This window comes from Curtobacterium sp. MCBA15_012, assembly GCF_001864935.2.
Lineage (GTDB): Bacteria > Actinomycetota > Actinomycetes > Actinomycetales > Microbacteriaceae > Curtobacterium.
In genome coordinates this window covers 3,491,057-3,515,587 of record NZ_CP126267.1, presented here as the reverse complement: position 1 = coordinate 3,515,587, position 24,531 = coordinate 3,491,057, and the positions used below count along the sequence as shown (strand labels likewise).

Below are 24,531 nucleotides of genomic sequence, written 5' to 3'. Positions count from 1 at the left end.
TACGGGCAGTGCCCGGGACGCCCGCCCGTCGCGGTCGCCGTGGGTCCGGACGCGGTCGGGGACGGACGGGAGGCGCGGTGCGGGCCCGCACCGCGCCTCCCGTCCGTCCCGTCCCGACTACCGGACCGCGGCCGGCCCCGGGACCGGCTCGCCGTCCGCGTGCGCGGCGGCGTCGCCGGTGCGCGCCGTGACGCGCAGCCGCGCCACGCGGTGCCCGTCCATCCGGGTCACCTCGAGGCGGTGGTCGCCGACCTCGACGACGTCGCCGACGCGCGGCACCCGGTCGAGGTGCACCTGGACGAGCCCGCCGACGGTCTCGTAGTCGCCGTCGGGCAGGACCGGGCCACCGTCCGCGGCGAGGTCCTCGAGCACGACCGCGCCGTCGACCTCGCCCGCGGTCGCCGTGGTGCCGTCGTGCTCGGGGTCCCACTCGTCGCGGATCCGGCCGACGAGGTCCTCGAGCAGGGCCTCGAGCGTCACCATGCCCGCGCTGCCGCCGTACTCGTCGACGACCAGCGCGATCTGGTGCCCGCCGACGCGCATGTCGGTGAGCGCACCGGACAGCGACTTCGTCTCGGGCAGGGCGAGGACGGGGCGGACCAGGGTGGACACGGGCGCGCCGGGGTCGGCCGGGCGGAGCAGGTCGCGCAGGTGGACGAACCCGGCCACGCCGTCGCGGGACCCCTCGGTGACGAGGTACCGCGAGTGGCCGGCGGTGATGGCGTGGTCGGTGGCGTCCGCGATCGTCGACACGGCGTCGATGGTCGAGACGTCGTACCAGGGGCGCATCGACTCCCGCAGGGTGCGGTCACCGGCGTCGAGGGCGCTCCGGGCGATGCGGCGGCCCTGCGCGTCGATCGCGTCGTGGTCGTCGACCAGGCCGCGGAGCTCCTCGGTGCTCATCGACTCGCTGCGGGCGTGCGGGTCGCCACCGAACAGCCGCACGACGGCGTCGGTGGAGCGGGAGAGCACCCAGATCACCGGGCGCATGGCGGTCGCGAAGCGGTCGAGGGTCGGTGCGACCGCCATCGAGAAGCCCTCGGCGCGCTGCAGGGCGAGGCGCTTGGGCACGAGCTCGCCGAACACGAGCGACAGGTACGCGATCACGAGGGTCATCAGCACGAGGGCGACGGCCTCCGCGGCGCCCCGGTCGAGCCCGGTCCCGACCAGCAGCGGGGCGACGTCCGGGGCGAGCGACGAGGCGCCGTACGCGGCCGAGAAGAACCCGGCGACGGTCACGCCGATCTGCACGGCGGACAGGAAGCGGTTCGGGTCGCGACCGAGTGCGGCGACGCGGGCACCGCGGGAGCCCCGGCGTTCGAGCTGCTGGAGCTGCGACTCACGGAGCGAGACGAGGGCGATCTCGGCGGCGGCGAACACCCCGCCGACGAGCACGAAGAGGATGACGAGCCCGAAGGCGATCCAGGTGTCGGTGCCCATCAGCGGGACGCCTCAGCGGATCGACGACGGGCGGGCGGTCTGTGGTGATCGTCCATGGCTGTGATCCTGCACAGGATCGCTGGACGACGGCCGCACTCCTGCTCGGCAAGTGCTGTGCGTCGCGGGGCGCGCGGCCCGGGTGCGAGCGGCGTCCGGTCGGCCGTGGCGGCTCGGCTCAGGTGGTCGGCGAGCGGACCAGTGCGGGCCTCGGCTCAGGGGGTCAGCGAGCGACCGATGCGGGCCTCGAGCCAGGCCTCGGGGTCGATCGGGGTCACGCCGTCCAGGAGCACCTCGAGGTGCAGGTGCGCCCCCGTGGAGACCCCGGACGAGCCGACCTTGCCGATGAACTGCCCGGCCTCGACCCGGTCGCCGACCTTGAGCGGCGAGGACCCGGGGATCATGTGGCCGTAGAGCGTCGCGACCTTGCGGCCGTCGATCACGTGGTCGATGACCACGGCGGTGCCGTACGAGAAGTACGTCCCGGAGACGCGGACCTTGCCCGCGGCGACGGCACCGATCGGCGCGCCCATCCCGGGGTTGAAGTCGAGGCCCTGGTGCAGTGACGAGCACGCGCCGCACGGGGCGGACCGGTACCCGAAGCCCGAGCTCATCCGCACCGGACCGGGGAACGGCGAGCGGACGTCACCGCCGTACGACACCGCGGACCCGGCGGCCCCTGCGGTGCCGTTCCCGGGGTTCACCGTGCCGCCACCGATCGTGAAGCCGTCACGGTCCGAGGCGCTCGCCGCGATCGCCTGCGTGACGGCGTAGTCCTGGGTGCGCACGACGGGCGCGATGGTGGAGGTCGCGAGCGACGTCCCGGCGGCCGCGTGGGCGGGCATCGCCGAGGCGGCGAACATCGCGAGCGCGGCCAGCGCGCTCGTCAGCGTGACGCGGCTGGCGCGGTGCCCGCGGGACGGACGGGAGGCGCGGCGCGCGGCCGGCACGGACGTCGCCCCGGCGGCGCGGCGGCGGACGACCTTCGTGATGCGGGTGTCGACGTGCTCGGTCGCCGCACGGGCGCGGGTGGCGCGACGGCCGGCGCGTGCGGGAGGGGTCGACGGTGCTGCGGTGGTCGCGGCGGTCGACGCGACCGGGGCCTGGACAGCGGGCGCCTGGGCTGCGGGCGCCTGGGCTGCGGGGGCGGGCTCTGGGGCTGCGGGGGCGGGTGCCTGGGCCGCGGGAGCCGTCGGGCGGGTCCGGCGTGCGGGCTTCCGGGCTGCGGCGCGCTCGGCCTCGAGGGCAGCGCGACGGGACAGGTGCACGACCGGGGTCCCCGGCTGCTGCTGGTGGTGGTCGTGTGTCGTCGTCATGGCCGTCGACCATTCTGCACGAGTCTGACGCTTTGTACAGGCCTCGTCGTGATCTCACCGTTACCGACCAGCTGGGAGGCTCCTGACCCGGAGTGCCGTCTGCGTGCCGCCTGGGCGCCGGGTCGGTAGTGTCCGAGACCAGCGACCGGAAGGACCTGCACCATGGCCCGAACGCCGCGGGAACGGCACGAACCCGTCGACCTCGCCACCGCCGAGGTCGTCCTCACGGGCACCCAGGACCTGCTGCCCGTGCTCCGCGCGGCGGCCGTGCGCGCCGGTGTCGACGCCGGTCGGATGCGCGTCGTCCACCTCGACGACCTGCCCGACCCGGACGACCGACCGGACGCCGAACTCGCCGTCATCGCCATCCGCCGTCGCGGCGACGGTCCGACGTTCCACCGTGCGCAGGAGGCCGCCGAGCGCATCGAACCGCTGCTCGCGCCGAACGCCGTCCGGGTCGTGGTCACGGTCTCCGGCGTCACCCGGCTCGCGCCTAAGGTCGAACGGACCCTGACGTCCGAGGTCCTGCACCAGATCGGTGCCGCATCGGCCACGTCCGGCTTCCGACGGCCGTTCCGCGACCTCCGCTCCCGGCTCGGCCTCGCCGGGCTGCGCGCCTCGGGCGTCCGCGTCTTCCGGATCACCCTGTAGCGGGCGGCGCGTCACCGACCGGCGCCCGCTGGCCCCGCCGCCTGCGGCCGGGTATCTTGACGTCGAGACATCCCGAGCCCCGAGTAGCGTGGGGCGGACCGACGGCTGAACAAGGGAGTACCCGCCAGCATGGCCAAGATCATCTACACCCTCACGGACGAAGCACCGTTCCTCGCGACCCACTCGTTCCTGCCCGTCGTCGAGGCCTTCGCCCGCACGGCCGGCGTCGACGTCGAGACGCGCGACATCTCGCTGTCGGGCCGCATCATCGCCCTGTTCCCGGAGCGGCTCAGTGCCGAGCAGCGCCTGGACGACGCCCTCGCCGAGCTCGGGGAGCTCGCGAAGTCCCCCGAGGCGAACATCATCAAGCTGCCGAACATCTCGGCCTCGATCCCGCAGCTCAAGGCCGCGATCGCCGAGCTCCAGGCGCAGGGGTACGACCTGCCCGCCTACCCCGACGAGCCCACCACGGACGAGGAGCGCGACGTCCGCGCCCGCTACGACCGCGTCAAGGGCAGCGCCGTGAACCCGGTGCTCCGCGAGGGCAACTCGGACCGCCGCGCGCCGCTGTCGGTGAAGAACTACGCCCGGAAGCACCCGCACCGCATGGGTGCGTGGAGCGCCGACTCGAAGACGAACGTCGTGACCATGGGCACGGACGACTTCCGGTCGAACGAGCAGTCCTGGATCGCACCCGCCGACGACACCCTGACGATCGAGTTCGTGGGCGCCGACGGCGAGACCACCGTGCTCAAGCAGTCGATCCCGGTCCTCGCGGGCGAGGTCGTCGACGGCACGGTCCTGCACGTCCGTGCGCTCGAGGCGTTCCTCCGCGACCAGATCGCCGCCGCGAAGGAGCAGGGCGTCCTGTTCTCGGTGCACCTCAAGGCCACGATGATGAAGGTCTCCGACCCGATCATCTTCGGCCACGTCATCCGCGCGTTCTTCCCGTCGGTGTTCGAGCGCTTCGGTGCCGACCTCGCCGCCGCCGGACTCAACCCGAACGACGGCCTCGGCTCGGTCCTCGCCGGGCTCGACGCGGTGCCGAACGGTGCCGAGATCAAGCAGGCGTTCGCGGACGGCATCGACGCCGGCCCCGAGCTCGCGATGGTCGACTCCGACAAGGGCACCACGAACCTGCACGTCCCGAGCGACGTCATCGTCGACGCGTCCATGCCCGCCATGATCCGCACCTCCGGCCACATGTGGGGTCCGGACGGCGAGGAGCACGACACCCTCGCGGTCATCCCGGACTCGAGCTACGCCGGCATCTACCAGGCCGTCATCGAGGACTGCCGCGCACACGGCGCCTTCGACCCGGCGACCATGGGCTCGGTGCCCAACGTCGGGCTCATGGCGCTGAAGGCCGAGGAGTACGGCTCGCACGACAAGACCTTCGAGGTCCCGGGCGCCGGTCGCGTCCGCGTCGTCACGAGCGGTGGCGAGACCGTCATCGAGCACGAGGTCGAGCAGGGCGACATCTGGCGCGCCTGCCAGACCAAGGACGTCGCGATCCGCGACTGGGTGAAGCTCGCCGTCTCGCGCGCCCGCGCCACCGGCACGCCCGCGGTGTTCTGGCTCGACGAGACCCGCGCCCACGACGCGAACCTCATCGGCCTCGTCCGCACGTACCTGGGCGAGCACGACACCGACGGCCTGCAGATCGAGGTCATGTCGCCCGAGGACGCCATGCGCTTCTCGCTCGAGCGCATCCGCCGCGGCGAGGACACCATCTCGGTCACGGGCAACGTCCTCCGCGACTACCTCACCGACCTGTTCCCGATCATGGAGCTCGGCACCTCGGCGAAGATGCTCTCGGTCGTCCCGCTCCTCGGCGGTGGCGGGCTGTTCGAGACCGGCGCCGGCGGGTCCGCCCCGAAGCACGTGCAGCAGCTCGTCGAGCAGGACTACCTGCGCTGGGACTCGCTCGGCGAGTTCCTGGCGCTGGCGGTCTCGTTCGAGCACCTCGCGGGCGTCACGGGCAACGCGCGCGCCAAGGTCCTCGCGGACACGCTCGACCGCGCCACCGGCCGGTTCCTCGACGAGGACAAGTCCCCGGGCCGCAAGCTCGGCTCGATCGACAACCGCGGCAGCCACTTCTACCTGGCGAAGTTCTGGGCCGACGAGCTCGCGACGCAGACCGAGGACACCGAGCTCGCAGCGGCGTTCCGGAGCCTGGCCACGCAGCTCGACGAGCAGGAGCAGACGATCGTCGACGAGCTGGTCGCCGTGCAGGGGAAGCCGGTCGACATCGGCGGGTACTACCGTCCGGACAGCGAGAAGACGAACGCGGTCTTGCGTCCGTCCGCGACCCTGAACGCGGCGCTCGCGACGCTCTAGGCGCGACCGCCCACACGACGGGAGGCGCGGTGCCGGCCGGCACCGCGCCTCCCGTCCGTCCAGGCGGGTCCGTCAGCTCCTCGACGGGACCGGCGGGCCGACCACGAGCAGGGCGGTGAACACGAGCGCCACCGCGACCACGCCGACGGCGACCGCCAGCCCGGGCCGACGGACCACGACGAAGAGCAGCCGGTCCCACGCGCCCGAGCGCTCGTCGGCCTCGCGGCGCCACGGACCCTCGAGCATCCCGCGGCGCGCGACGGCGACCTCGAACGGCACGGTGGCGTACGGCACGACCGCGCTCGCCCAGCCGAGCACGAGCGCCCCGACCGACCAGCGCTGGTTCACCGCGACGACCGTGGTGACGACGAGGTAGGCGAGGAAGACGAACCCGTGCACCCCGCCGCCGATCCGGACGCCCAAGTCCCCCGCGTGCAGCCCGTACTTCAGCACCATCCCGGCGATCAGCAGCGTCCAGGTCACGAGTTCGGCCACCGCTGCGGCGCGGAACAGGGAGCGAGGGGTCATGCACGACATGGTCGCGGACCGCTCCTGGAGAACAGCCGGAACGCCGAGCGGCGGGCGACACGGCGGTTGCCCGCGACGGGACGGCTCCTCCCGACACGGCGCTCGCTCGTATCGATTCGACCGTGCCAGCGGGTAGCGTCGACCCCATGTCAGCGCCGACCCCGAACCGCCCACTGGACATCGTCGTCTGGAACGAGAACGTGCACGAGAGCCGCGGCGACGCGACCGTGCTCGGCCACTACCCCGACGGCATCCACACCGTCGTCGCCGACGCCCTGCGCGAGCTGCACCCCGACGCCACGGTCGGCACGGCGACCCTGCAGGACCCGGAGCACGGGCTGTCCGAGGAGCGCCTGGTCGGCACCGACGTCCTGTTCTGGTGGGGACACGTGGCGCACGACCAGGTCGCGGACGAGGTCGTCGACCGCGTCGTGCGTGCCGTGCACGCCGGCATGGGCCTGGTCGTCCTGCACTCCGGGCACTACTCGAAGCCGTTCACCCGTCTGATGGGCACGACGTGCTCGCTGAAGTGGCGGAACGACGGGGAGCGCGAGCTCGTCTGGACGATCGCCCCGGAGCACCCGATCGCCGCGGGCGTCCCGCACCCGATCGTGATCGACCGGCAGGAGATGTACGGCGAGTACTTCGACATCCCGCGCCCCGACGAGGAGGTCTTCCTGTCCACCTTCGCGGGCGGCGAGGTCTTCCGGTCGGGTGTCGCCTACCGCCGGGGCCTCGGCCGGGTGTTCTACTTCTCGCCCGGCGACCAGGAGTACCCGGTGTACCACCACCCCGACGTCCGACGGGTGCTCGCGAACGCCGCCGCCTGGGCCGCACCGACCTCCGAACGGCGCACGCTGACCGCCGACCCCCACCCGCGGGACTGGTTCCTCGGGGGTGACTCCCGGTAGAACGGTGGGGTGGACACCCCCAACGACGACGGCGCCGCGCGTCGCACCGCGGTCATCGAGGCACTCGACGTGCTCGGTGCCGGTCCCGAGGAGCGGTTCGACCGCATCACCCGGATGACCCACGAGGCGTTCGGCGTCCCGCTGACCTTCCTCAACCTCGTGCACCACGACCTGGTCACGACGCAGTCGACGTTCGGGTGGCAGCAGGGGACGAGCGTGCCCGCGAGCGAGCAGTTCTGCGCGACGACGGTGCTCACCCCGGAGCCGATGGTCATCCCCGACACGACGCTCGACCCGCGCTTCGCGCACACCGCGGCGGTCGCGGAGCACGGCATCCGGTTCTACGCGGGCGCGCCGCTCAGCACGGGCGACGGCATCCGGGTCGGGACGCTGTGCGTGATGGACGCGCAGCCGCGGGTCTTCGCCGACGAGGACGTCGCCCTGCTCCGTGACCTCGCGCGCTGGGCGGAGCGGGAGCTCGGGCACTCGATCGAGCGGGGTCGCGTGCAGCGTGTCCTCGCGGGGCTCGTCCCCGTCGCCGTCGCGGTGCCGGGCGCCGCCGTCGAGGGCCTGGTCCTGCCGCGCGAGCGCGGTGGTGACGTCGTCGACTGGCGCGTCGCCGCGGACGGGTCGGTCCACGCGACGGTCGGCACGGTCGCCGCGGGGCGCGCCTCCGCCCTGCTCGCCGCATCGCTGCGGTCCGCGGTGGTCGCCAGGACGGACGTCGCGTTCGACGACGCGGTCGCCGGTCTGGAGGCGCAGCTCGGCCCCGACCTGACCGCTGCGGACGCCGTCGGGTCGCTCCTGCACCTGCGGCTCGACCCGTCGTCGGGTCACCTCGCGTGGACGGGCGCGGGCCCGGGCACGGCACTGCTGCTCCGCGCGGACGGCGACGGCACGGGCGAGGTGGTCCCGCTGCGCTCGGCCGACCTGCCGATCGGTCTGCAGCCCGCCGGACACCCCCGCACCACGGGAACGACGACCCTGGCGCCGGGCGACCGCGTGGTGCTGGCGACGCCGGGCGCGCTGGCGCTCGGCGGGATCGCCGGCGAGGACGGCTTGGCGGCGCTCGCGGCGGCGCACCCCGACGACCTGCTCGAGCGGCTCCGCACGGTCGCGTCCGACGACACCGCGGACCGGAGCATCGCCGTGGTGGTGCTCACCCGCCGCTGACCCCGCGCGGGCCCGGTCGGGGCTAGCGGACGGTTTCGCGCCGGCGGCGCTCCGGGTGCCCGGTGAGCGCGGCGACGAGGAGCGTCGCGAGCAGGACGAACCCGGCGAGCTCGATCCCGAGTCCGGCGGTCTTCCAGTACGCGCTGCCGACGACCTGCGGCTGCGTGACGGCATCGGGCCACCAGGCGTCGAGGGTCGGCACCGTCCCGGGGAACGGGTCGAGCCCGAGGACGACGAGGCCACCGAGCAGCAGGGCGACCCCGACGGCCGCCATCGCGCCGCGGGACCGGTGCAGCATCCGGACGACGAGCGCCGCGGCCATCCCGGCGAACCCGACGACGGCGAGCAGGAACGCCACCACGACGACCGGCTGCGGGGCGAGGGCCACCCAGTCGAGCACCGCGATCGGCAGCAGCAGCCACCGTCCCGTCAGCGCCCAGGTGCGCGGGCTCCGCCATCCGTCCATGCGGTCACGGTACGACAGGCCGTCGGGGGGTCCCCTGGGGGCCACCCTCGCGCAGGGTGCACCTGGCTACGATCGTCGGCATGGCGCAGGAGGGCAGGGGCCGGCAGCAGCGGGCGGTGGCGACGCGGGCGGCCCTGGTCGAGGCTGCGGCCCACGAGTTCGACGAACGCGGCTACCTCGGCACGTCGGTCGACGGCGTGGCCGAACGCGCCGGGCTGACGAAGGGCGCCGTCTACTTCCACTTCCGGTCGAAGGCCGACATGGCCGCCGCGGTCGTCGCCGCACAGAACGAGGTCTCCCGCCGCTACGCCGCCGCCGTGCGGGAGCGGTGCCTGTCGCCGCTCGAGTCGCTCATGTGGATGTCGCAGGGCGTCGCGACGCAGATGGTGCACGAGGTCGTGGTGAGCGCGGGCATCCGGCTCGCGACCGACGAGCACGCCGCGGCCGTGGTCCGGCGCGACCCGGACGCCGACTGGGTGCAGCACACCGCGTCGGTCGTGCGGCAGGCGATCGACGCGGGCGAGGTCGACCCCGCCTGGGACCCGGTGATGGTCGGCCGCGTGGTCGGTCCGGCGTTCGCCGGGGTGCAGATGACGTCCGACCGGCTGCACGACCGCGCCGACCTGTACGAACGGCTGCGCGAACTGTGGACGGTGCTGCTCGCGGCGATCGTCACGGAGCGGATGCGCCCGGAGATCCCCCGGCTCGTCGCGATCATCGACGCCGACACCGCCACGGACGCCGGGGCGGATCCGGATGCCGGTGACACCGCGTCGGACGACCCGCGCGACCGGGCGGCGGGGAACGGGCCCGCGGTCGTGGCGACGCGGGTCCCCCCAGGGACACCCACGTCGCCTCGCACAGAGGATACCAAGGAGTAGGTTTTCCGCCCCGCCCCCGTTCGCGGGCCTGTGACGGCGCTCAGCCGTGCGGTCCGACTACCCTGACCGGATGCCCACGCCCGCCGCCGAGCACGAGGTCGACGTCGACCTCGTGGCCGCGCTGCTCCGCGACCAGCACCCCGACCTCGCCGACCTGCCGCTGCGCGTCGTCGCGAACGGCTGGGACAACGTGATCGTCCGGGTGGGTACCGACCTGGCCGTCCGACTCCCCCGCCGGTCCGCCGCGGCCGAGCTCGTCGCGCACGAACAGCGCTGGCTGCCCGGCATCGCCGCCCGCGTGGCCGCGGTCGCACCCGTGCCCGCCCCGGTCCGCACCGGGCGCCCGGCACACGGGTACCCGTGGTCGTGGAGCATCGTGCCGTGGCTGGCCGGTCGACCGGCGGACGCGGTGCCGCAGGGCCGACCGGTCGCCGAGGACCTCGCCGCCTTCCTGACGTGCCTGCACGTGCCCGCTGCGGCGGACGCACCACGCAACCCCTTCCGCGCCGTGCCGCTCGCCGAGCGGGACGCGGCGGTGACGACGCGACTGACGACGACGGACGTGCCCCGTGCCGTGGAGGCGGCCGCGCTCTGGCGGACCGCGATCGACGCGCCCGCGCACACCGGGCCTCCCGTCTGGGTGCACGGCGACCTGCACCCGTCCAACGTGCTCGTCGACGACCGCCCCGACGGAGCGGTCCGCCTGTCGGCGGTCGTCGACTTCGGCGACGTGACCGCGGGGGACCCGGCCGTCGACCTCGCCACCCGGTGGCTCACCCTCGACCGGGAGGCGCGGACCGCCTTCGCGACGCGGGTCGCGGCCGACGACGCGACCTGGACGCGCGCCCGCGGCTGGGCGGTCGCGATCGCCTCGGCGCTCGCGACGAGCGACGAGCCGGGCCACCGGGACGTCGCGGTCCGGGCGCTCGACGCCGTGCTCGACGACTGAGACCGGTCCGCGCACACCCCTGGACGGCCGTCGGTCCCGGGCGTACGCTTCCTCGCACCTGACCGTGCACTGGAGATCGGAGGGGCCTGATGACCCTCGAGTTCCGCGTCCCGCACGACGTCGACACCGACGCCTCCCCCGCCGCAGTCCGCCGCGACACCGCACCGCCCGCCCCGGGACCGTCGGGGCTGCGCGGACTCCTCGACCGGTGGGCCGCACACCGCGCCGCCGCCCGCGACCGCCGCCTGGCCGCCCACGTGCAGGAGCTCGGCGAGCTGCAGCGGCTCCTCACCGACGCCCGCGGGGTCGTCGAGCGCGGCTGGGTGCAGCACGCCTGGTTCACCTACCTCGACGAGCACGGTCGGCAGCGCACCGCGTCGAGCGCCGCCGCGACCGAGGCGCAGGGGCGCCCGCTCGTCGGCGCGTGCCTCGTCGGCGCGGTGGTCTCGGCCGCCGGCGGTCCGCAGGCCGTGCACACCCAACCCGTGCAGCGCGCCCTCGACCTGGTGTGGCACGCGCTCGCCGCCGACGAGGGCCGGCCCGTGCTGTGGACGCCGGCGCCCGACGTCCGCACCGCCCGTGTGCGCGACCTGACCCGGTGGAACGACGGACCGGACCGGACGCAGGAGCAGGTCGCCTCCCTCCTGCTCACGGCCGAGCGGGTCGCCGTGCACGAGTCGGCGCGCGTGACCGCCCGCCGGGTGGCAGCATCGGCGACGTGACGAACACCGACCCGGTCCCCGCCGTGACCCCGGCACCGCCCGCCGACGCGATCGTGTCGAGCGGGCTGTCCACGCTGTCCGACGAGGGGTCCTCGCCGACCACCGACGCCGCGATGGTGAAGGACACGCTGCACCGGTACCTGCGCAAGCACCGGGCGGCGCTGCTCGCGAAGCTCGACGGGCTCGCGGAGCGGCAGGCCCGGTGGCCGCTCACCCCGACGGGCACGAACGTCCTCGGGCTCGTCAAGCACGTCGCCGGCGTGCAGGCCGGGTACCTCGGCATGGTCTTCGACCGCCCGCTGCCGGACCCGCCCGCCTGGCTCGAGTCGTGGGACGGCGCCGACATGTACGCCTCGCTCGACGAGTCGACGGCCGACGTCGTCGCGTTCCACCACCGCAGTGCCGCGCACGCCGACGCGACCATCGAGGCGCTCGACCTCGACGCCCGCGGGGTCGTCCCGTGGTGGCCGGAGGGGCACCGCGAGGTGACGCTGCACCGGATCCTCGTGCACATGGCGTACGAGACCGCCCGGCACGCGGGGCACGCGGACATCGTGCGCGAGATGCTCGACGGCCTGGCGGGCGACGGGGACGGCAACCTCGCCGCCAAGAGTCCGGCGGAGTGGGCGGCGTGGCGGGAGCACCTGGTCGACATCGCCGAGCGTGCGGGACTGCCGGACCGCGCCTGATACCCGACCGTCGGTCGGCATCGTTACCGTTCTCCCAGGAAGTGACCGCTCACCATTCGCTGATCAGGGATTTCCCTGTGGTCGAACACGCAGGATCCGCGCGGGACCGTCCGTCGCCGTTGTACAAGCGCGGGGTGCCCGCCGTACGGTCGGTCGGGTTCGAGCCCCGTCCTGTGGGGCGTTCGGCCGACCAGGGAGGAACCCCCACGTGTTCCAGTACGTCGTCGAGCGGTGGGACCAGATCTGGTTCGCGTCGTGGCAGCACTTCTCACTGGTGGTCCAGTGCACGGTGCTCGCCGCGGTCATCGCCGTGGTGCTCGCCACGCTCGTCTACCGCAGTCCGCGGCTGAGCTCCGTCGCCAACGCGGTGTCCGCGATCGGCCTCACCCTGCCGTCGTTCGCGGTGATCGGTCTGCTCATCGTGCCGCTCGGCTTCGGCGTGCTGCCGTCCGTCGTGACGGTCGTGTTCTTCGCCGCGCTGCCCATCCTGCGCAACGCGGTGGTCGGGCTCGCCGAGATCCCGCCGACGGTCGTCGAGTCCGCGCGGGGGATCGGGATGAGCCGCATCCGCACCCTGCTGCAGGTCGAGCTGCCGATGGCGTGGCCGATCATCCTCAGCGGTGTCCGCGTCTCGGCGCAGATGGTGATGGGCATCGCCGCGATCGCCGCGTACGCGCTCGGTCCCGGCCTCGGTGGCTTCATCTTCTCCGGCCTGTCCCGCCTCGGCGGCGCGAACGCCCTGAACGCCGTGGTCGTGGGCGTCGTCGGCGTCGTGCTGCTCGCCCTCGTCCTCGACCTGCTCCTCATCGGCCTCGGCCGTCTGACCACCCCGAGAGGTATCCGTGTCCAGCACTGACTCCGCCACCACCGCCCCCGCCGGTGACGTCACCGGCCGCAGCATCCTGCTCGACGAGGTCACCAAGCGGTACCCCGGGCAGCAGAAGCCCGCGGTCGACGGCATCACGCTCGAGATCCCGGCCGGCAAGGTCGTCATGCTCGTCGGGCCGTCCGGCTGTGGCAAGACGACGACGCTGAAGATGATCAACCGCCTGATCGAGCCCACCGAGGGCCGGATCGTCGTCGGCGACGAGGACGTCACGGGCATCGACGGCGACGAGCTGCGCCGCCGCATGGGCTACGTCATCCAGGCCGGGGGGCTCTTCCCGCACATGACGGTCGCCGCGAACATCGCGATCGTGCCGAAGATGCTCGGCTGGTCGAAGGAGAAGATCGCCGCCCGTGTCGACGAGCTGCTCGACCTCGTCTCGCTCGACCCCGACACCTACCGCGACCGGTTCCCCCGCGAGCTGTCCGGCGGGCAGCAGCAGCGCGTCGGCGTCGCCCGGGCGCTCGCGGCGGACCCGCCCGTCCTGCTCATGGACGAGCCGTTCGGCGCCGTCGACCCGATCACCCGGCAGCGCCTGCAGGACGAGCTCCTGCGCATCCAGGAGGAGCTGCACAAGACGATCGTCATCGTCACGCACGACTTCGACGAGGCCGTGAAGCTCGGCGACTGGATCGTGATCTTCACCGAGGGCGCGCACATCGTGCAGTACGACACCCCGGAGCGCATCCTGGCCGAGCCGGCGAACGAGTTCGTCGAGAACTTCATCGGCTCCGGTGCCGGCCTGAAGCAGCTCACCCTGAACCGGGTGCGCGACGTCGAGCTCGCCCCGGCCGTCACCTGCTCGCCCGGCGAGGAGACCCGGGCCGTCCTGCAGCGCATGGACGAGGCCGGTGGACACCAGCACGCCGTGGTCGTCGACCGGCGGCAGCGGCCGATCGGGTGGCCGACCCGTCGCCAGCTCGAGCGCCTGACCCGCGTGCCCGAGGGCATCGAGCCCGAGCTGCCCGTGGTCGGCGAGGCCGCGACGCTCAACGACGCGCTCGACACCATGCTCGTCTCGAGCGCCGGCGCCGCACTGGTGACCGGTCGCGGCGAGTCCTTCCGCGGCGTCATCACCGTCGAGACCGTGATGGACGCCATCACCCGGTCCCGCGCGGCCGCCGCCTCCGACCAGGCGTACGCCCCGGTCGGCACGAACACGAACCCGATCGAGACGCTGCCGTCGTCGCCCGCCGTCGTCGAGGAGCGGAACGACGAGCAGCAGGCCCGTGACGGCGACGCGTCCCGCGAGGGGGACCGGTGAGCACCGCCGTCGCCGGCCCGGCCACCGGTGAGCGGACGCCCTGGAAGGGGCTCCTCGTGCAGCCGATCGCGATCCTGGTCGTCCTCGCCGGGTTCGTCGTCTGGCTCGCCACCGCCGACCTGTCCGCCACCGAGCGCTCGACCCTGAACCCGAGCGGCATCCTCGACCTGACCGGGCAGCACCTCGTCCTCACCCTGCAGGCCACCGTGCTCGTGCTCGTGATCGGCATCCCGCTCGGGGTCCTGCTCACCCGCGGGCCCCTGCGCCGCGCGAGCACCGCCGTCATCGCGGTCGCGAACTTCGGCCAGGCGGCCCCGGCGGTCGGCCTCATCGTGCTGCTCGCGGCGTGGCTCGGCCTGAACAGCTGGTCGGCGGTCGTCGCCCTCGTGCTGTACGCGATCCTGCCGGTGCTCCGGAACACCATGCTCGGGGTGCAGAGCGTCGACGAGCGCCTCGTCGAGGCCGGCCGGGGCATGGGCATGAGCGCGTTCGCCGTCCTGCTCAAGGTGGAGCTCCCGCTCGCCGTGCCGGTCATGCTCTCCGGCATCCGCACCGCGCTCGTGCTCCTCGTCGGGACCGCGAGCCTGGCGACCTTCGTCGGCGCGGGCGGCCTCGGCCTGCTCATCACCACGGGCGTGAACCTGTTCCTGCCGAAGGTGCTCGTCTCGGGCGCGCTCCTCGTCGCCCTGCTCGCCCTGACCATCGACTGGATCGGCCGCGTGGTCGAGACGGTCGCACGACCGAAGGGACTCCGATGACGGACCACAGCCGTACGCAGGAGCGCACGACGCGAGCCGACGTGCCGGACGTGCGCCGCGCCTCCCGGCCGTCCGCCCGCCGCCGTGTGCTCGCCGCAGCCGCCGTGGCGGGCGCGAGCGCCCTCGTGCTGACGGGCTGCGGCCTGCAGCCCGCCGCGTCCTTCGTGCCGGGTGCAGCCCCCGGGTCGATCCACCGGATCGACGACCTGCCGGAGGCTGCGTCCATCACCGTGACGTCGAAGAACTTCACGGAGCAGCTCGTCCTCGGCAAGATCGCCGTGCTCGCCGCCAAGGCCGCGGGCTTCGACGTCACCGACGAGACGAACGTGCCGGGTTCCGTCGCGGTGCGCGAGCTGATGACCTCGCACGACGCCGACGTCACCTGGGAGTACACGGGCACCGCCTGGCTGACCTTCATGGCGCACGAGCAGGGGATCCCGGACAAGACCGAGCAGTGGCAGGCCGTCAAGCAGGAGGACGCGCGCAACGGGCTGACCTGGCTCGAGCCGGCGCCGATGAACAACACGTACGCGTTCGCGGTCCGCGACGAGGCCGTCGCCGAGCTCGGGAACGTGAAGACCCTGTCGGACATCACGAAGCTGCCGGTCGACCAGCGCACGTTCTGCGTCGAGTCGGAGTTCAACTCCCGTGCGGACGGCTTCAAGCCGATGCTCGAGAAGTACGGGCTGGAGCTCGGTGGATCGGGGGAGAACGCCGTGCCGAACGGCAACGTCAGCATCCTCGACACCGGCACGGTCTACACCGCGACCGACCGTGGCAAGTGCAACTTCGGCGAGGTGTTCACGACCGACGGCCGCATCAAGTCGCTCGGGCTGACCGTGCTCCAGGACGACCGGGCGTTCTTCCCGGCGTACAACGTCGCACCCGTGATCGACTCGGCGACGCTGCGCGAGTACCCGCAGCTCCGGGGCGTGTACGACCAGATCTCGCCGAAGCTCACGGACGCCGTGCTGCAGGAGCTGAACCGGCAGGTGGACGTCGAGGGCCGCGAGCCGGCGGACGTCGCGTTCGACTGGATGGTGCGGGAGGGCTTCATCACGAAGCCCTGACCCGCGGGTCGCGTCGCGACGTGGACGGGACGGACGGGAGGCGCGGTGCCGGTGGGTGCCGCGCCTCCCGTCCTGCACGGGGTCGCGTCGGGCGCGGTGCGCGTGTCCCGCCGGTGCGGCGCCGGATCGCCGGGCGGCGCTCGGCGGGTCCGGCGCCGGGTCGCCGGGCGGCGCTCGGCGGGTCCGGCGTCGGGTCGCGGGCGCGCGTCCCGCCCGTCAGGCGGACGCGAGCCGGGCTGCCGTGTCGCTGATCGTCGTGACGAGCCGCTCGCGCACCTCGGCGGGCTCGGACCCGTCGTGCCGGGCGGCGCTCCGCAGTCCGGTCATGCACATGCCGAGCAGCATCTCGGCCGCCTCGGGCGTCGCCGCCTCCGGGCCCCAGGCCGGGTCGCGCGCGAGGATCGTGCGGACCGCGCCGGTCATCGCCTCGGCCACCGTCGTCATCCGGGTGACCTGCCGCCGGACCAGCTGTGGGAAGCGCACGATCACCTCCTTGCGGTGCTCGCGCTCGCGTTCGTCGCCGAAGGAGTCGCCGAACACCAGGAACGCCAGGTCGACGACGGCCTCGACGACCGGGCGGCCGGAGACCTCGGCGAGGTGCGCGTCGAGGGTCGCGGGGGACAGGTCGAGCTCGGTGTGCCCGAGGACCGCGTCCTCCTTGCTCTCGAAGTAGTTGAAGAACGTCCGCGGCGAGACGTCGGCCCGCGCCGCGATCTGCTCGATCGTGGTGCGGTCGAGGTCCTGCTCGAGGGCCAGGGAGCGCGCGGCGTCGGCGATGCGCCGGCGGGTCTCGCGGCGCTTGCGGTCGCGCAGACCCATCGTCGGTGCGGGGTCGGACATGGGTCGTACTGTAACCGTCCCGCCGGTGACCCCGGGGCACGCCCGCCCGCGCACCCCCGGACGGACCGGGGGTGGTCGCCGGTATCGTCGGAGCATGGCCCTGTTCGGACGACGCAGCAAGCACGACGTGCGCGACCGCCCCGTCAGCCAGGTCGAGCTGAAGCGCGCGGTCGACGAGGGGTTCCTCATCGCCAAGGCCGCGGTCGTCGTGGCCGTCGCGAACCGCGTCATCACGAACTCGCTGCGCGACCAGGGGTACTTCGACCACGCGGTCGTCGCCGAGTCCGTGCGTGAGGAACTGCACCGGCTCGCCGAGGAACAGCGCGGTGACGCCGCCCGGATGCGCGAGATCCGGTCGCGGTCGAGCAAGCAGACCGGGCGCTCCCGGCACCAGCACGACTACCGCCGCGGGGACGACCTCAAGCTCCGCACGCGCGAGGCCACGTACGAGCAGCTCGCCACCATGCTCGACCGCCGCCGCGAGGACCAGGGGTTCGTCGACGGCATCGTCCTGCAGGCCCGGGCGCGTGCGTGGGACGACATCGGCACGACGGTCGTCGGACGGCTCGGCTGGGCGCAGCGGCCGACCGAGGACTACGAGGTCGGCCGCGACGAGCGCCTGCAGCAGATGCTCGACGAGGACTTCGCCGAGCTGCTCGCGGCGCACCCGGTCGGATCGGGGACGCCCGAGACCGTGGCGGCGGACGCCGACGAGCCGGACGAGGGCGACGGGCCCGAGGACGGCACGGACCCGGCGGACGCGGACGCGGCGCGGCCCTGACCGTCCACCGAACAGCCGGTCCCTAGGCTCGTACCCATGGTTGATGCGGTGGTCGTCGGAGCCGGACCGAACGGACTCGCGGCGGCGGTGACACTCGCCCGCGCGGGCTTGTCGGTCGAGGTCGTCGAGCGGAACGACACGATCGGCGGGGGAGCGCGCACCGCCGAGCTCACGCTGCCCGGGTTCCACCACGACGTCTGCTCCGCGGTGCACCCGATGGCGCTGCAGTCGGAGTTCTTCCGGCTGTTCCGCCTGGAGGACCGGATCGAGCTCCGCCTCCCCGAGGTGCAGTACGGCCACCCGCTCGACCGCGGCGACGCCGGCATCGCGTACCAGGACGTCGAGCGGACCGCGGCGGAGCTCGGCGTGGACGGCCCGGCCTTCCGGAACCTCATGGCGCCGCTCGCCCGCAGCGCCGACCAGGTGGCCGACTTCGCCACCGACGCCCTGCTGCACGTGCCGCGACACCCGCTGACCGTGCTGCGCTTCGGCCTGCGCGCGCTCGAGCAGGGCTCCGCGGCCTGGAACGTGCGGTTCCGCGAGCAGGTCGCCCCCGCGATGGTCTCCGGTGTCGCGGCGCACTCGATCCAGCACCTGCCGTCCCTGTCCACCGCCGCCGCGGCCCTGTCGCTCGGCTCGTACGCGCACGCCCGGGGGTGGCCGGTGCCGATCGGCGGCAGCCAGGCGATCGTCGACGCGCTCGCCGCGGACCTCGTCGCGCACGGCGGCACGATCGAGACCGGCCGCGAGGTCCGGTCGCTCGCCGACCTCACCCCCGCCAAGGCGGTCCTCTTCGACACGAGCGTCCCCGGCATGCTCGGGATCGCCGGGAAGCAGATCCCGACGCCGAAGCGCGGTGCCCTCCGCCGTTTCCGGTTCGGCAACGCGGCGGCGAAGGTCGACTTCGCGCTGTCCGACCCGGTGCCGTGGACGAACGAGGCGCTCCGGAAGGCCGGCACGGTGCACATCGGCGGCACGCGCGCCGAGATTGCCGAGGCCGAGCACGCCGTCGCGCACGGTCGGCACGCGGAGCGACCGTACGTGCTCGGGTCGGAGCCGACCGTGGTCGACCGGAGCCGGGCCCCGCGCGGCAAGCACGTCTTCTGGGCGTACGCGCACGTGCCCGCTGGCTCGGACGTCGACCCGACCGAGGCGGTCGTGCGGCAGATCGAGCGCTTCGCGCCGGGCTTCCGCGACACCGTCCTGCAGTCGGCCAGCCGCACCGCGGTGCAGATGGCCGAGTACAACCCGAACTACGAGGGCGGGGACATCGCCGCGGGTGCCGCGAGCTTCTGGCAGCTGGTGAAGCGACCGGTGCTGTCGAGCGACCCGTGGCGGATGGGCGGCGGCATGTACCTGTGCTCCGAGGCGTCCGCCCCGGGGCCCGGCGTGCACGGCATGGCGGGCTGGCACGCCGCGAAGAGCGCCCTGCGCCACACGTTCGGGCTCCCCGACGACGTCGATCTCGCACCGGAGGAATGACCATGGCGAAGAACGTCCGCAACCTGCGCTGCACCCCGGAGGACGTGTTCGACGTGCTCCGCGACGGCTGGCTCTACCCCACGTGGGTGGTCGGTGCGTCGCGGATGCGCGGTGAGGAACGCGGTTGGCCGGCGGTCGGCACGAAGATCCACCACTCGTTCGGCGTCTGGCCGTTCGTGATCGACGACACCACGACGGTGCTCGAGTACGACGAGCCCCGTCTGATGGTCATCCAGGCGCGCGGCTGGCCGGTGGGGGAGGCCCGCGTCGAGATCGAGGTCGCCGAGCACCCCCGCGGTTGCCGGGTGACGATGCGCGAGAACCCTGTCGCGGGGCCGGGCACGCTCGTCCCCGGGTTCATCGCGCAGCCGGGCATCTGGATCCGGAACCACGAGAGCGTCCGCCGGCTCGGCTGGGTCGCGACGGGTCGCGCGCAGAGCCGCTGACGGCTGCGGTCGCCAGGCGGGCCGCGTCGCCCCCGGCGCCGGGTCGCCGACACGGCGGACGGGAGGCCCGTGGCGGCGCCGCCACGCGCCTCCCGTCCGCCGGTCGGACCGGCTACTGCTCCCGGCTGAACGCGCTCGCGCGCGCGACCTGGTCGTCGGTCAGGGCGACGCCCGTGTACCGCTCGAACTGGCGCGCGGCCTGGAGGGCGATGACCTCCGCCCCCGTGACCACGTGCGTGCCGGCGGCCCGTCCGGCGCGCACGAGCGGGGTCTCGGAGGGGAACGCGACGACGTCGAAGACCGTGTGCGCGGCGTCGATGCGCTCCTGGTCGAACGCGAGGGTGTCGGCCTGGTCGCCGTCCATGCCGAGCGGCGTGACGTTGACGAGGACGTCGGCGTCGCCGGCGGCGTCCTCGGTGGCGACCCACCCGTAGCCGTACTGCTCGGCCAGGGCGGGCCCGGTCCGGTCGTTCCGCGCGACGACGGTCAGGTGGTCGAAGCCGGCGCCGCGGAACGCCGCGGTGACGGCCTTCGCCATGCCGCCGGAGCCGCGCAGCAGGACCCGCGACGCCGTGTCCACGCCGTGCGAGGCGAGCAGGGCGGCGACGGCCTCGTAGTCGGTGTTCGACGCGGTGAGCACGCCGTCGTCGTTCACGACCGTGTTGACCGACCGGATCGCCGCGGCGGAGTCCTCCACGACGTCGACGAGGGGGATGATCGCCTCCTTGAAGGGCATCGACACCGAGCAGCCGCGGATGCCGAGGGCCCGCACGCCGGCGACCGCGCCGGGGAGGTCGGTCGTCGTGAACGCCTTGTAGACGGCGTTGATGCCGAGCTCGTCGTACAGGAAGTTGTGGAAGCGGGTGCCGATGTTGCTCGGGCGTGCGGCGAGCGAGATGCTGACCTGCATGTCCTTGTTCAGGATGGGCATGCCGGAGAGTCTCGCACGTCCGGGCGTCCCCCGCTCCCGTGCCGATGGAGCGGTCCACCATCCGCGTCGTCGAGCGTGCACGTCGACCGCTGACCGGCGTCCCGTCCGGACGGGTTAGTGTGACGGGATGCCCGTCTCCGTGTTCGACCTGTTCAGCGTCGGGATCGGCCCGTCGAGCTCCCACACCGTCGGGCCGATGCGTGCCGGTGCGTCGTTCGCCGCACGGGTCGCCGGAGCGCCGGTGGCCGCGGTGGACGTGCACCTGTACGGGTCCCTCGCGTCGACGGGGCACGGGCACGGCACGCTCGGTGCGGTCCTCGCGGGGCTGACGGGGTCCGACCCGGAGACGGTCGACCCGGACGAGATGGCCGCGGCGCTCGCCGAGACCGAGCGGACGGGGCAGCTCCGGCTGGCCGGTGGCACGGTCGTGCCGTTGCGGCAGGCCGACATCGTCCTCCACCCGCTGACCATGCTGCCGCGGCACCCGAACGCGATGCGCCTCGTCGCGCGCGACGCCGCCGGGACCGTGCTGGACGAGGAGACGTACTACTCGATCGGCGGCGGGTTCGTGACGAGCGACGGCGACGCCGCGGCCACCGACGCCGCGCACGACCGCGCGTCCGCCGCAGCAGCGGTGCCGGCGTCCGCGGCACCGGCGTCCTCGGCTGCCGTCGCGGAGGCCGCGATCCCGGTGGACGACGCCGTCCCGTACCCGTTCTCGAGCGGCGCCGAGCTGCTCGCCGCGTGTGCCGCGTCCGGCCTGCCGGTGAGCGGGGTGGCCCTGGCGAACGAGACCGTCACGCGCACCGCCGACGAGGTCCGCGCCGGCCTGCTGCACGTGCACGACGTGATGCGCGAGAGCGTCGAGCGCAGCATCCGGCGCACCGGCACCCTGCCCGGCGGGCTCGAGGTCCGGCGCCGGGCGGCGAACTGGTACGAGCAGCTGCTCCGGGACGACCCGCACCACGACCCGCTGTTCGCGATGGAGTGGGTGAACCTGACGGCGATGGCCGTGAACGAGGAGAACGCCTCGGGCGGCCGGGTCGTCACCGCGCCGACGAACGGTGCCGCCGGGATCATCCCCGCGGTGCTGTCCTACGCCCTGACCTACGCGTCCGAGGTCGCCCCGGACGAGCGGGACGACGCCGTGGTGCGGTTCCTGCTCACCGCCGGTGCCGTCGGGTCGATCTACAAGGAGCGCGCCTCGATCTCCGGGGCCGAGGTCGGCTGCCAGGGCGAGGTCGGCTCCGCGGCGTCGATGGCCGCGGCCGGGCTCGCCGAGGTCCTCGGTGGCACCCCCGAGCAGGTCGAGAACGCCGCCGAGATCGCGATGGAGCACAACCTCGGGCTGACCTGCGACCCGATCGGCGGCCTCGTGCAGATCCCGTGCATCGAGCGGAACGCGATCGCGGCGAACAAGGCGATCAACGCGGCGCGGATGGCCCTGCGCGGCGACGGCGTCCACCACGTGTCGCTCGACCAGGTCGTCGAGACGATGCGGCAGACCGGCGCCGACATGTCGACGAAGTACAAGGAGACCGCGATGGGCGGTCTGGCGGTGAACGTCCCGCTCTGCTGACGAGCGGACGGCGGGTCAGCCCTCCTGCATCTCCAGCGAGCAGGACTCCGGCGCGACGTGGTGCTGACCGTCCTCGGCCCGGACCACCAGGAGCGGTCGGCCGTTGCCGTCGAGGACGTCGACGGCCGTGCCCTCGACGAGCAGCCCGCGGTCGTGGAACCGCACCACGGCGTGCATCGGGACGTCGTCGGTGGTGACCGGACGCCAGCGTGCGGGACGTGTGAGTTCGGTTTCCATCCGCCCATCATGCGGGATGTCCACTTCGCGCACCGAATCGGCGAGGCCCGCTCACCCGTCGCCGCGGACGCTCCCGGACGCCCGCGGGTAGCGTCCGGCCCATGAGCGAGCCCGACCGCGACCACCTCGACGACGGTGTCGACATGACCTTCGACGAGCGACGGCAGGACACCCTGCGGCGCATGTCCGGCTCGGACGCGCACGACGCCGACCCCCGCGTCGAGGTCTCCGAGGGGCAGGGCGGCACCGTGCGGATCGACGTCGCCGACACCGCGGCGGTCCGCCCGGGCGACGCGACCGCGAGCGACCCGCGGACCGACGAGCAGCAGGACACGACGCACCGGCACTGACCCCGGCCAGTCGGTGCCCGCCGGCGCCCGTCGGTCAGAGCGTGTCGAACAGGAGCGCCAGTCGACCGGTGTCGGGCCGCCGCACCCGGATCGCGCGCACGCCGTAGACCTCGGCGACGAGCTCCTCGGTGAGCACGTCCTCAGGGGTGCCGGCAGCGACCGCGCGACCGGCCGCGAGCACCACGACCGCGTCGCAGTGCGCGGCGGCGAGGTTGAGGTCGTGCAGGGCCACCACGGTCGTCACCGGCAGGTCGGCGACCAACCGCAGCAGGTCGAGTTGGTGCCGGACGTCCAGGTGGTTCGTCGGCTCGTCCATGAGCAGCTCGGTCGGCTCCTGCGCGAGCGCCCGGGCGATCTGGGCGCGCTGGCGTTCCCCGCCGGACAGCCGGTGCCACGACGCGTCGGCGCGGTCGGCCAACCCGACCTGACGGAGGGCGGCGTCCACCGCGGTGGCGTCCCGTGCGCGGTCCCCGCCGAGGACCGTCCGGTGCGGGATGCGCCCGAGCTCGACGACGTCGCGGACCGTGAGCGCGGCGTCGGTCTCGGCGTGCTGCGTGACGGTGGCGATGCGCCGGGCGACGTCGCGGCGGGAGCGACCGGTGACCGGTGCACCGTCGAGCTCGACCTGCCCGGCGTCGGGTCGAGCGGCCCCCTGGAGCAGGCGGATGAGCGAGGACTTGCCGGAGCCGTTCGGGCCGAGCAGCCCGACCGTCGTGCCCGGCTCGGGGTGCAGGGAGACGCCGTCGACGACGATGCGGCCGCCGCGGCTCCAGACGACCTCGCGCGCGGTGACGGTCACGAGCGCGACCGCCGGTGCACGAGCAGGGCGACGAAGGCCGGGACGCCCACGAGCGCGGTGCCGACCCCGACCGGCAGCGCGGTCGGCTGGAACGCCACGCGGGACACGGTGTCGACCCAGGTCATGAAGAGCGCGCCGAGCAGGATCGTGACGGGGACCACGCGTCGGTGCCGTTCCCCGACGAGCAGGCGGGCGGCGTGCGGCAGGACGAGCCCGACGAAGCCGATCGCCCCGGCGATGCTGACCAGGACCGCGGTGAGCAGGGCGGTCGCGACGAGCAGCAGCACGCGGGTGCGCTGCACGTGCACGCCGAGCGAGGCCGCGACGTCGTCGCCGAACGCGAACGCGTCGAGGCTGCGCGCCGCGACGAGGGTGACGACGGCGCCCACCGTGACCGTGCCGACCGCGAGCCAGACCTGCGGCCACCGCATGCCCTCGAGCGAGCCGAGCAGCCAGAACATCACGCCCCGGGTGGCGTCGGCGTCCGCGAAGGCGAACACCACGAACGAGGTCACCGCCGAGAACAGGTGCGTCCCGGCGACCCCGGCGAGGACGATGCCCTGCGAGCCGTTCGAGGTGTACCGCGCGAGCAGCAGGACGAGTCCGAACGCGAGCAGCGCCCCGACGAAGGCGCCCGACGACAGCCCGAGCGCCCCGCCACCGACCCCGAGGACGCCGATCAGCACCGCACCGGTCGACGCCCCGGACGAGACGCCGAGGACGAACGGGTCCGCGAGCGGGTTCCGGAGCAGTGCCTGCAGGACGACACCGCACAGACCGAGCCCGGCTCCGCTGGCGGCCGCGACGAGTGCCCGGGGCAGTCGCTCCTGCCAGACGATCGCGTCGTCGGTCACGGTGACCGGGATCTGCGCGGACCCGAGGTGGTTGAGCAGCACGTCGCGCACGTTGACGAGCGACACGTCGGCCGGCCCGAGCGTCGCCGCGGCGCCGACGGACAGCGCGACCGCGACGACGCCGACCAGCACCGCGCCCGTCACGACCAGCGAGCGGGCCAGGGGCGACGGCCGCCACCCGACACCGCGTC

26 protein-coding genes are annotated in these 24,531 nt (G+C 73.8%); 17 read left to right on the top strand and 9 right to left on the bottom strand.

The annotated features are described in order from the left end of the window. Nucleotides 1-117: 117 nt before the first annotated feature. Nucleotides 118-1,440: a hemolysin family protein gene (locus tag QOL15_RS16300; protein ID WP_071245944.1), complete on the bottom strand. Its 1,323-nt coding sequence runs from the start codon at nucleotides 1,438-1,440 to the stop codon at nucleotides 118-120. Nucleotides 1,441-1,652: 212 nt separating this feature from the next. Then, nucleotides 1,653-2,753, bottom strand: coding sequence for a M23 family metallopeptidase (locus QOL15_RS16295; RefSeq protein WP_071245945.1), 1,101 nt, complete (start codon nucleotides 2,751-2,753; stop codon nucleotides 1,653-1,655). A gap of 162 nt (nucleotides 2,754-2,915) precedes the next feature. Here QOL15_RS16295 and QOL15_RS16290 point away from each other — a divergent pair, with 162 nt between their 5' ends. Both QOL15_RS16290 and QOL15_RS16285 read left to right on the top strand, forming a co-directional pair. Continuing rightward, entirely contained in the window at nucleotides 2,916-3,404 is a 489-nt protein-coding gene (locus QOL15_RS16290) for a hypothetical protein (RefSeq protein WP_071245947.1), read from the top strand. Nucleotides 3,405-3,533: 129 nt separating this feature from the next. Then, nucleotides 3,534-5,744, top strand: coding sequence for an NADP-dependent isocitrate dehydrogenase (locus QOL15_RS16285; protein WP_071245949.1), 2,211 nt, complete (start codon nucleotides 3,534-3,536; stop codon nucleotides 5,742-5,744). Between the two features lie 72 nt (nucleotides 5,745-5,816). On the opposite strand, the gene QOL15_RS16280 is transcribed toward QOL15_RS16285, so the two are convergent. After that, a complete protein-coding gene (locus QOL15_RS16280) occupies nucleotides 5,817-6,272 on the bottom strand; it encodes a DUF3817 domain-containing protein (protein ID WP_071245951.1) in 456 nt (151 codons plus the stop codon). Nucleotides 6,273-6,418: 146 nt separating this feature from the next. Here QOL15_RS16280 and QOL15_RS16275 point away from each other — a divergent pair, with 146 nt between their 5' ends. After that, nucleotides 6,419-7,183, top strand: a complete 765-nt coding sequence (locus QOL15_RS16275) for a ThuA domain-containing protein (protein ID WP_175473798.1) — start codon at nucleotides 6,419-6,421, stop codon at nucleotides 7,181-7,183. Nucleotides 7,184-7,192: 9 nt separating this feature from the next. Beyond that, entirely contained in the window at nucleotides 7,193-8,356 is a 1,164-nt protein-coding gene (locus tag QOL15_RS16270) for a PP2C family protein-serine/threonine phosphatase (RefSeq protein ID WP_071245953.1), read from the top strand. 22 nt (nucleotides 8,357-8,378) lie between these two features. On the opposite strand, the gene QOL15_RS16265 is transcribed toward QOL15_RS16270, so the two are convergent. Beyond that, nucleotides 8,379-8,822, bottom strand: coding sequence for a hypothetical protein (locus tag QOL15_RS16265; protein ID WP_071245955.1), 444 nt, complete (start codon nucleotides 8,820-8,822; stop codon nucleotides 8,379-8,381). Nucleotides 8,823-8,902: 80 nt separating this feature from the next. Between QOL15_RS16265 and QOL15_RS16260 the strand changes: the two genes are divergently transcribed. The 8 genes from QOL15_RS16260 (at nucleotide 8,903) to QOL15_RS16225 (ending at nucleotide 16,041) form a co-directional block, all read left to right on the top strand. Next, entirely contained in the window at nucleotides 8,903-9,703 is an 801-nt protein-coding gene (locus tag QOL15_RS16260) for a ScbR family autoregulator-binding transcription factor (protein ID WP_065962536.1), read from the top strand. Between the two features lie 70 nt (nucleotides 9,704-9,773). Then, on the top strand, nucleotides 9,774-10,652 hold the full coding sequence (locus QOL15_RS16255; RefSeq protein WP_071245957.1) for an aminoglycoside phosphotransferase family protein: 879 nt from the start codon (nucleotides 9,774-9,776) through the stop codon (nucleotides 10,650-10,652). A gap of 89 nt (nucleotides 10,653-10,741) precedes the next feature. Then, nucleotides 10,742-11,374 carry a hypothetical protein gene (locus QOL15_RS16250; protein WP_065962539.1) on the top strand — a complete coding sequence of 211 codons (633 nt, stop codon included), beginning with the start codon at nucleotides 10,742-10,744 and terminating at the stop codon, nucleotides 11,372-11,374. Next, nucleotides 11,371-12,063: a DinB family protein gene (locus tag QOL15_RS16245; protein WP_139197329.1), complete on the top strand. Its 693-nt coding sequence runs from the start codon at nucleotides 11,371-11,373 to the stop codon at nucleotides 12,061-12,063. Before QOL15_RS16250 ends, QOL15_RS16245 begins: the two co-directional genes overlap by 4 nt. Before the next feature lie 208 nt (nucleotides 12,064-12,271). Then, on the top strand, nucleotides 12,272-12,919 hold the full coding sequence (locus QOL15_RS16240; protein WP_065962543.1) for an ABC transporter permease: 648 nt from the start codon (nucleotides 12,272-12,274) through the stop codon (nucleotides 12,917-12,919). Continuing rightward, on the top strand, nucleotides 12,906-14,213 hold the full coding sequence (locus tag QOL15_RS16235; RefSeq protein WP_071245960.1) for an ABC transporter ATP-binding protein: 1,308 nt from the start codon (nucleotides 12,906-12,908) through the stop codon (nucleotides 14,211-14,213). Before QOL15_RS16240 ends, QOL15_RS16235 begins: the two co-directional genes overlap by 14 nt. Then, nucleotides 14,210-14,971, top strand: coding sequence for an ABC transporter permease (locus QOL15_RS16230; protein ID WP_065962549.1), 762 nt, complete (start codon nucleotides 14,210-14,212; stop codon nucleotides 14,969-14,971). The genes QOL15_RS16235 and QOL15_RS16230 overlap by 4 nt, the downstream gene beginning before the upstream one ends. Beyond that, nucleotides 14,968-16,041 (top strand): glycine betaine ABC transporter substrate-binding protein, encoded by a 1,074-nt coding sequence (locus tag QOL15_RS16225; protein WP_083393866.1) that lies wholly within the window; start codon nucleotides 14,968-14,970, stop codon nucleotides 16,039-16,041. The genes QOL15_RS16230 and QOL15_RS16225 overlap by 4 nt, the downstream gene beginning before the upstream one ends. 216 nt (nucleotides 16,042-16,257) lie before the next feature. On the opposite strand, the gene QOL15_RS16220 is transcribed toward QOL15_RS16225, so the two are convergent. Beyond that, nucleotides 16,258-16,881 carry a TetR/AcrR family transcriptional regulator gene (locus tag QOL15_RS16220; protein WP_065962550.1) on the bottom strand — a complete coding sequence of 208 codons (624 nt, stop codon included), beginning with the start codon at nucleotides 16,879-16,881 and terminating at the stop codon, nucleotides 16,258-16,260. Nucleotides 16,882-16,975: 94 nt separating this feature from the next. Between QOL15_RS16220 and QOL15_RS16215 the strand changes: the two genes are divergently transcribed. From QOL15_RS16215 to QOL15_RS16205, 3 genes are read left to right on the top strand one after another with little or no spacing between them, the layout of a single operon-like run. Continuing rightward, nucleotides 16,976-17,662, top strand: a complete 687-nt coding sequence (locus QOL15_RS16215) for a hypothetical protein (protein ID WP_071245962.1) — start codon at nucleotides 16,976-16,978, stop codon at nucleotides 17,660-17,662. A gap of 36 nt (nucleotides 17,663-17,698) precedes the next feature. Next, nucleotides 17,699-19,144 carry an NAD(P)/FAD-dependent oxidoreductase gene (locus QOL15_RS16210; RefSeq protein WP_071245964.1) on the top strand — a complete coding sequence of 482 codons (1,446 nt, stop codon included), beginning with the start codon at nucleotides 17,699-17,701 and terminating at the stop codon, nucleotides 19,142-19,144. A gap of 2 nt (nucleotides 19,145-19,146) precedes the next feature. Continuing rightward, a complete protein-coding gene (locus QOL15_RS16205; protein WP_071245966.1) occupies nucleotides 19,147-19,590 on the top strand; it encodes an SRPBCC family protein in 444 nt (147 codons plus the stop codon). A 112-nt stretch (nucleotides 19,591-19,702) separates the two neighbouring features. Here QOL15_RS16205 and QOL15_RS16200 read toward each other — a convergent pair whose 3' ends face one another. Beyond that, nucleotides 19,703-20,521 carry a shikimate 5-dehydrogenase gene (locus QOL15_RS16200; protein WP_071245968.1) on the bottom strand — a complete coding sequence of 273 codons (819 nt, stop codon included), beginning with the start codon at nucleotides 20,519-20,521 and terminating at the stop codon, nucleotides 19,703-19,705. A 127-nt stretch (nucleotides 20,522-20,648) separates the two neighbouring features. Here QOL15_RS16200 and QOL15_RS16195 point away from each other — a divergent pair, with 127 nt between their 5' ends. Next, the gene (locus QOL15_RS16195) at nucleotides 20,649-22,100 is read left to right on the top strand and encodes an L-serine ammonia-lyase (protein WP_071245970.1); all 1,452 of its coding nucleotides are present in this window, start codon (nucleotides 20,649-20,651) and stop codon (nucleotides 22,098-22,100) included. A 15-nt stretch (nucleotides 22,101-22,115) separates the two neighbouring features. Here the strand turns inward: QOL15_RS16195 and QOL15_RS16190 are convergent, their stop codons facing one another. Continuing rightward, nucleotides 22,116-22,337: a hypothetical protein gene (locus QOL15_RS16190; protein WP_071245972.1), complete on the bottom strand. Its 222-nt coding sequence runs from the start codon at nucleotides 22,335-22,337 to the stop codon at nucleotides 22,116-22,118. A gap of 101 nt (nucleotides 22,338-22,438) precedes the next feature. Here QOL15_RS16190 and QOL15_RS16185 point away from each other — a divergent pair, with 101 nt between their 5' ends. After that, nucleotides 22,439-22,687 carry a hypothetical protein gene (locus QOL15_RS16185; RefSeq protein WP_071245974.1) on the top strand — a complete coding sequence of 83 codons (249 nt, stop codon included), beginning with the start codon at nucleotides 22,439-22,441 and terminating at the stop codon, nucleotides 22,685-22,687. 34 nt (nucleotides 22,688-22,721) lie between these two features. Here QOL15_RS16185 and QOL15_RS16180 read toward each other — a convergent pair whose 3' ends face one another. After that, on the bottom strand, nucleotides 22,722-23,486 hold the full coding sequence (locus QOL15_RS16180; RefSeq protein WP_065962570.1) for an ABC transporter ATP-binding protein: 765 nt from the start codon (nucleotides 23,484-23,486) through the stop codon (nucleotides 22,722-22,724). Then, nucleotides 23,483-24,502, bottom strand: coding sequence for an iron ABC transporter permease (locus tag QOL15_RS16175; RefSeq protein WP_071246211.1), 1,020 nt, complete (start codon nucleotides 24,500-24,502; stop codon nucleotides 23,483-23,485). Before QOL15_RS16175 ends, QOL15_RS16180 begins: the two co-directional genes overlap by 4 nt. Between the last annotated feature and the right edge of the window lie 29 nt (nucleotides 24,503-24,531).

Excerpts from the sequence above, each read along its gene's own strand:
- QOL15_RS16195 (WP_071245970.1), top strand. The coding sequence starts at position 20,649 with ATGCCCGTCTCCGTGTTCGACCTGTTCAGCGTCGGGATCGGCCCGTCG.
- QOL15_RS16265 (WP_071245955.1), bottom strand. The coding sequence starts at position 8,822 with ATGGACGGATGGCGGAGCCCGCGCACCTGGGCGCTGACGGGACGGTGG.
- QOL15_RS16185 (WP_071245974.1), top strand. The coding sequence starts at position 22,439 with ATGAGCGAGCCCGACCGCGACCACCTCGACGACGGTGTCGACATGACC.
- QOL15_RS16300 (WP_071245944.1), bottom strand. The coding sequence starts at position 1,440 with ATGGGCACCGACACCTGGATCGCCTTCGGGCTCGTCATCCTCTTCGTG.
- QOL15_RS16275 (WP_175473798.1), top strand. The coding sequence starts at position 6,419 with ATGTCAGCGCCGACCCCGAACCGCCCACTGGACATCGTCGTCTGGAAC.
- QOL15_RS16280 (WP_071245951.1), bottom strand. The coding sequence starts at position 6,272 with ATGACCCCTCGCTCCCTGTTCCGCGCCGCAGCGGTGGCCGAACTCGTG.
- QOL15_RS16285 (WP_071245949.1), top strand. The coding sequence starts at position 3,534 with ATGGCCAAGATCATCTACACCCTCACGGACGAAGCACCGTTCCTCGCG.
- QOL15_RS16295 (WP_071245945.1), bottom strand. The coding sequence starts at position 2,753 with ATGACGACGACACACGACCACCACCAGCAGCAGCCGGGGACCCCGGTC.
- QOL15_RS16250 (WP_065962539.1), top strand. The coding sequence starts at position 10,742 with ATGACCCTCGAGTTCCGCGTCCCGCACGACGTCGACACCGACGCCTCC.
- QOL15_RS16200 (WP_071245968.1), bottom strand. The coding sequence starts at position 20,521 with ATGCCCATCCTGAACAAGGACATGCAGGTCAGCATCTCGCTCGCCGCA.
- QOL15_RS16210 (WP_071245964.1), top strand. The coding sequence starts at position 17,699 with ATGGTTGATGCGGTGGTCGTCGGAGCCGGACCGAACGGACTCGCGGCG.
- QOL15_RS16215 (WP_071245962.1), top strand. The coding sequence starts at position 16,976 with ATGGCCCTGTTCGGACGACGCAGCAAGCACGACGTGCGCGACCGCCCC.
- QOL15_RS16260 (WP_065962536.1), top strand. The coding sequence starts at position 8,903 with ATGGCGCAGGAGGGCAGGGGCCGGCAGCAGCGGGCGGTGGCGACGCGG.
- QOL15_RS16205 (WP_071245966.1), top strand. The coding sequence starts at position 19,147 with ATGGCGAAGAACGTCCGCAACCTGCGCTGCACCCCGGAGGACGTGTTC.
- QOL15_RS16220 (WP_065962550.1), bottom strand. The coding sequence starts at position 16,881 with ATGTCCGACCCCGCACCGACGATGGGTCTGCGCGACCGCAAGCGCCGC.
- QOL15_RS16255 (WP_071245957.1), top strand. The coding sequence starts at position 9,774 with ATGCCCACGCCCGCCGCCGAGCACGAGGTCGACGTCGACCTCGTGGCC.
- QOL15_RS16190 (WP_071245972.1), bottom strand. The coding sequence starts at position 22,337 with ATGGAAACCGAACTCACACGTCCCGCACGCTGGCGTCCGGTCACCACC.
- QOL15_RS16225 (WP_083393866.1), top strand. The coding sequence starts at position 14,968 with ATGACGGACCACAGCCGTACGCAGGAGCGCACGACGCGAGCCGACGTG.
- QOL15_RS16290 (WP_071245947.1), top strand. The coding sequence starts at position 2,916 with ATGGCCCGAACGCCGCGGGAACGGCACGAACCCGTCGACCTCGCCACC.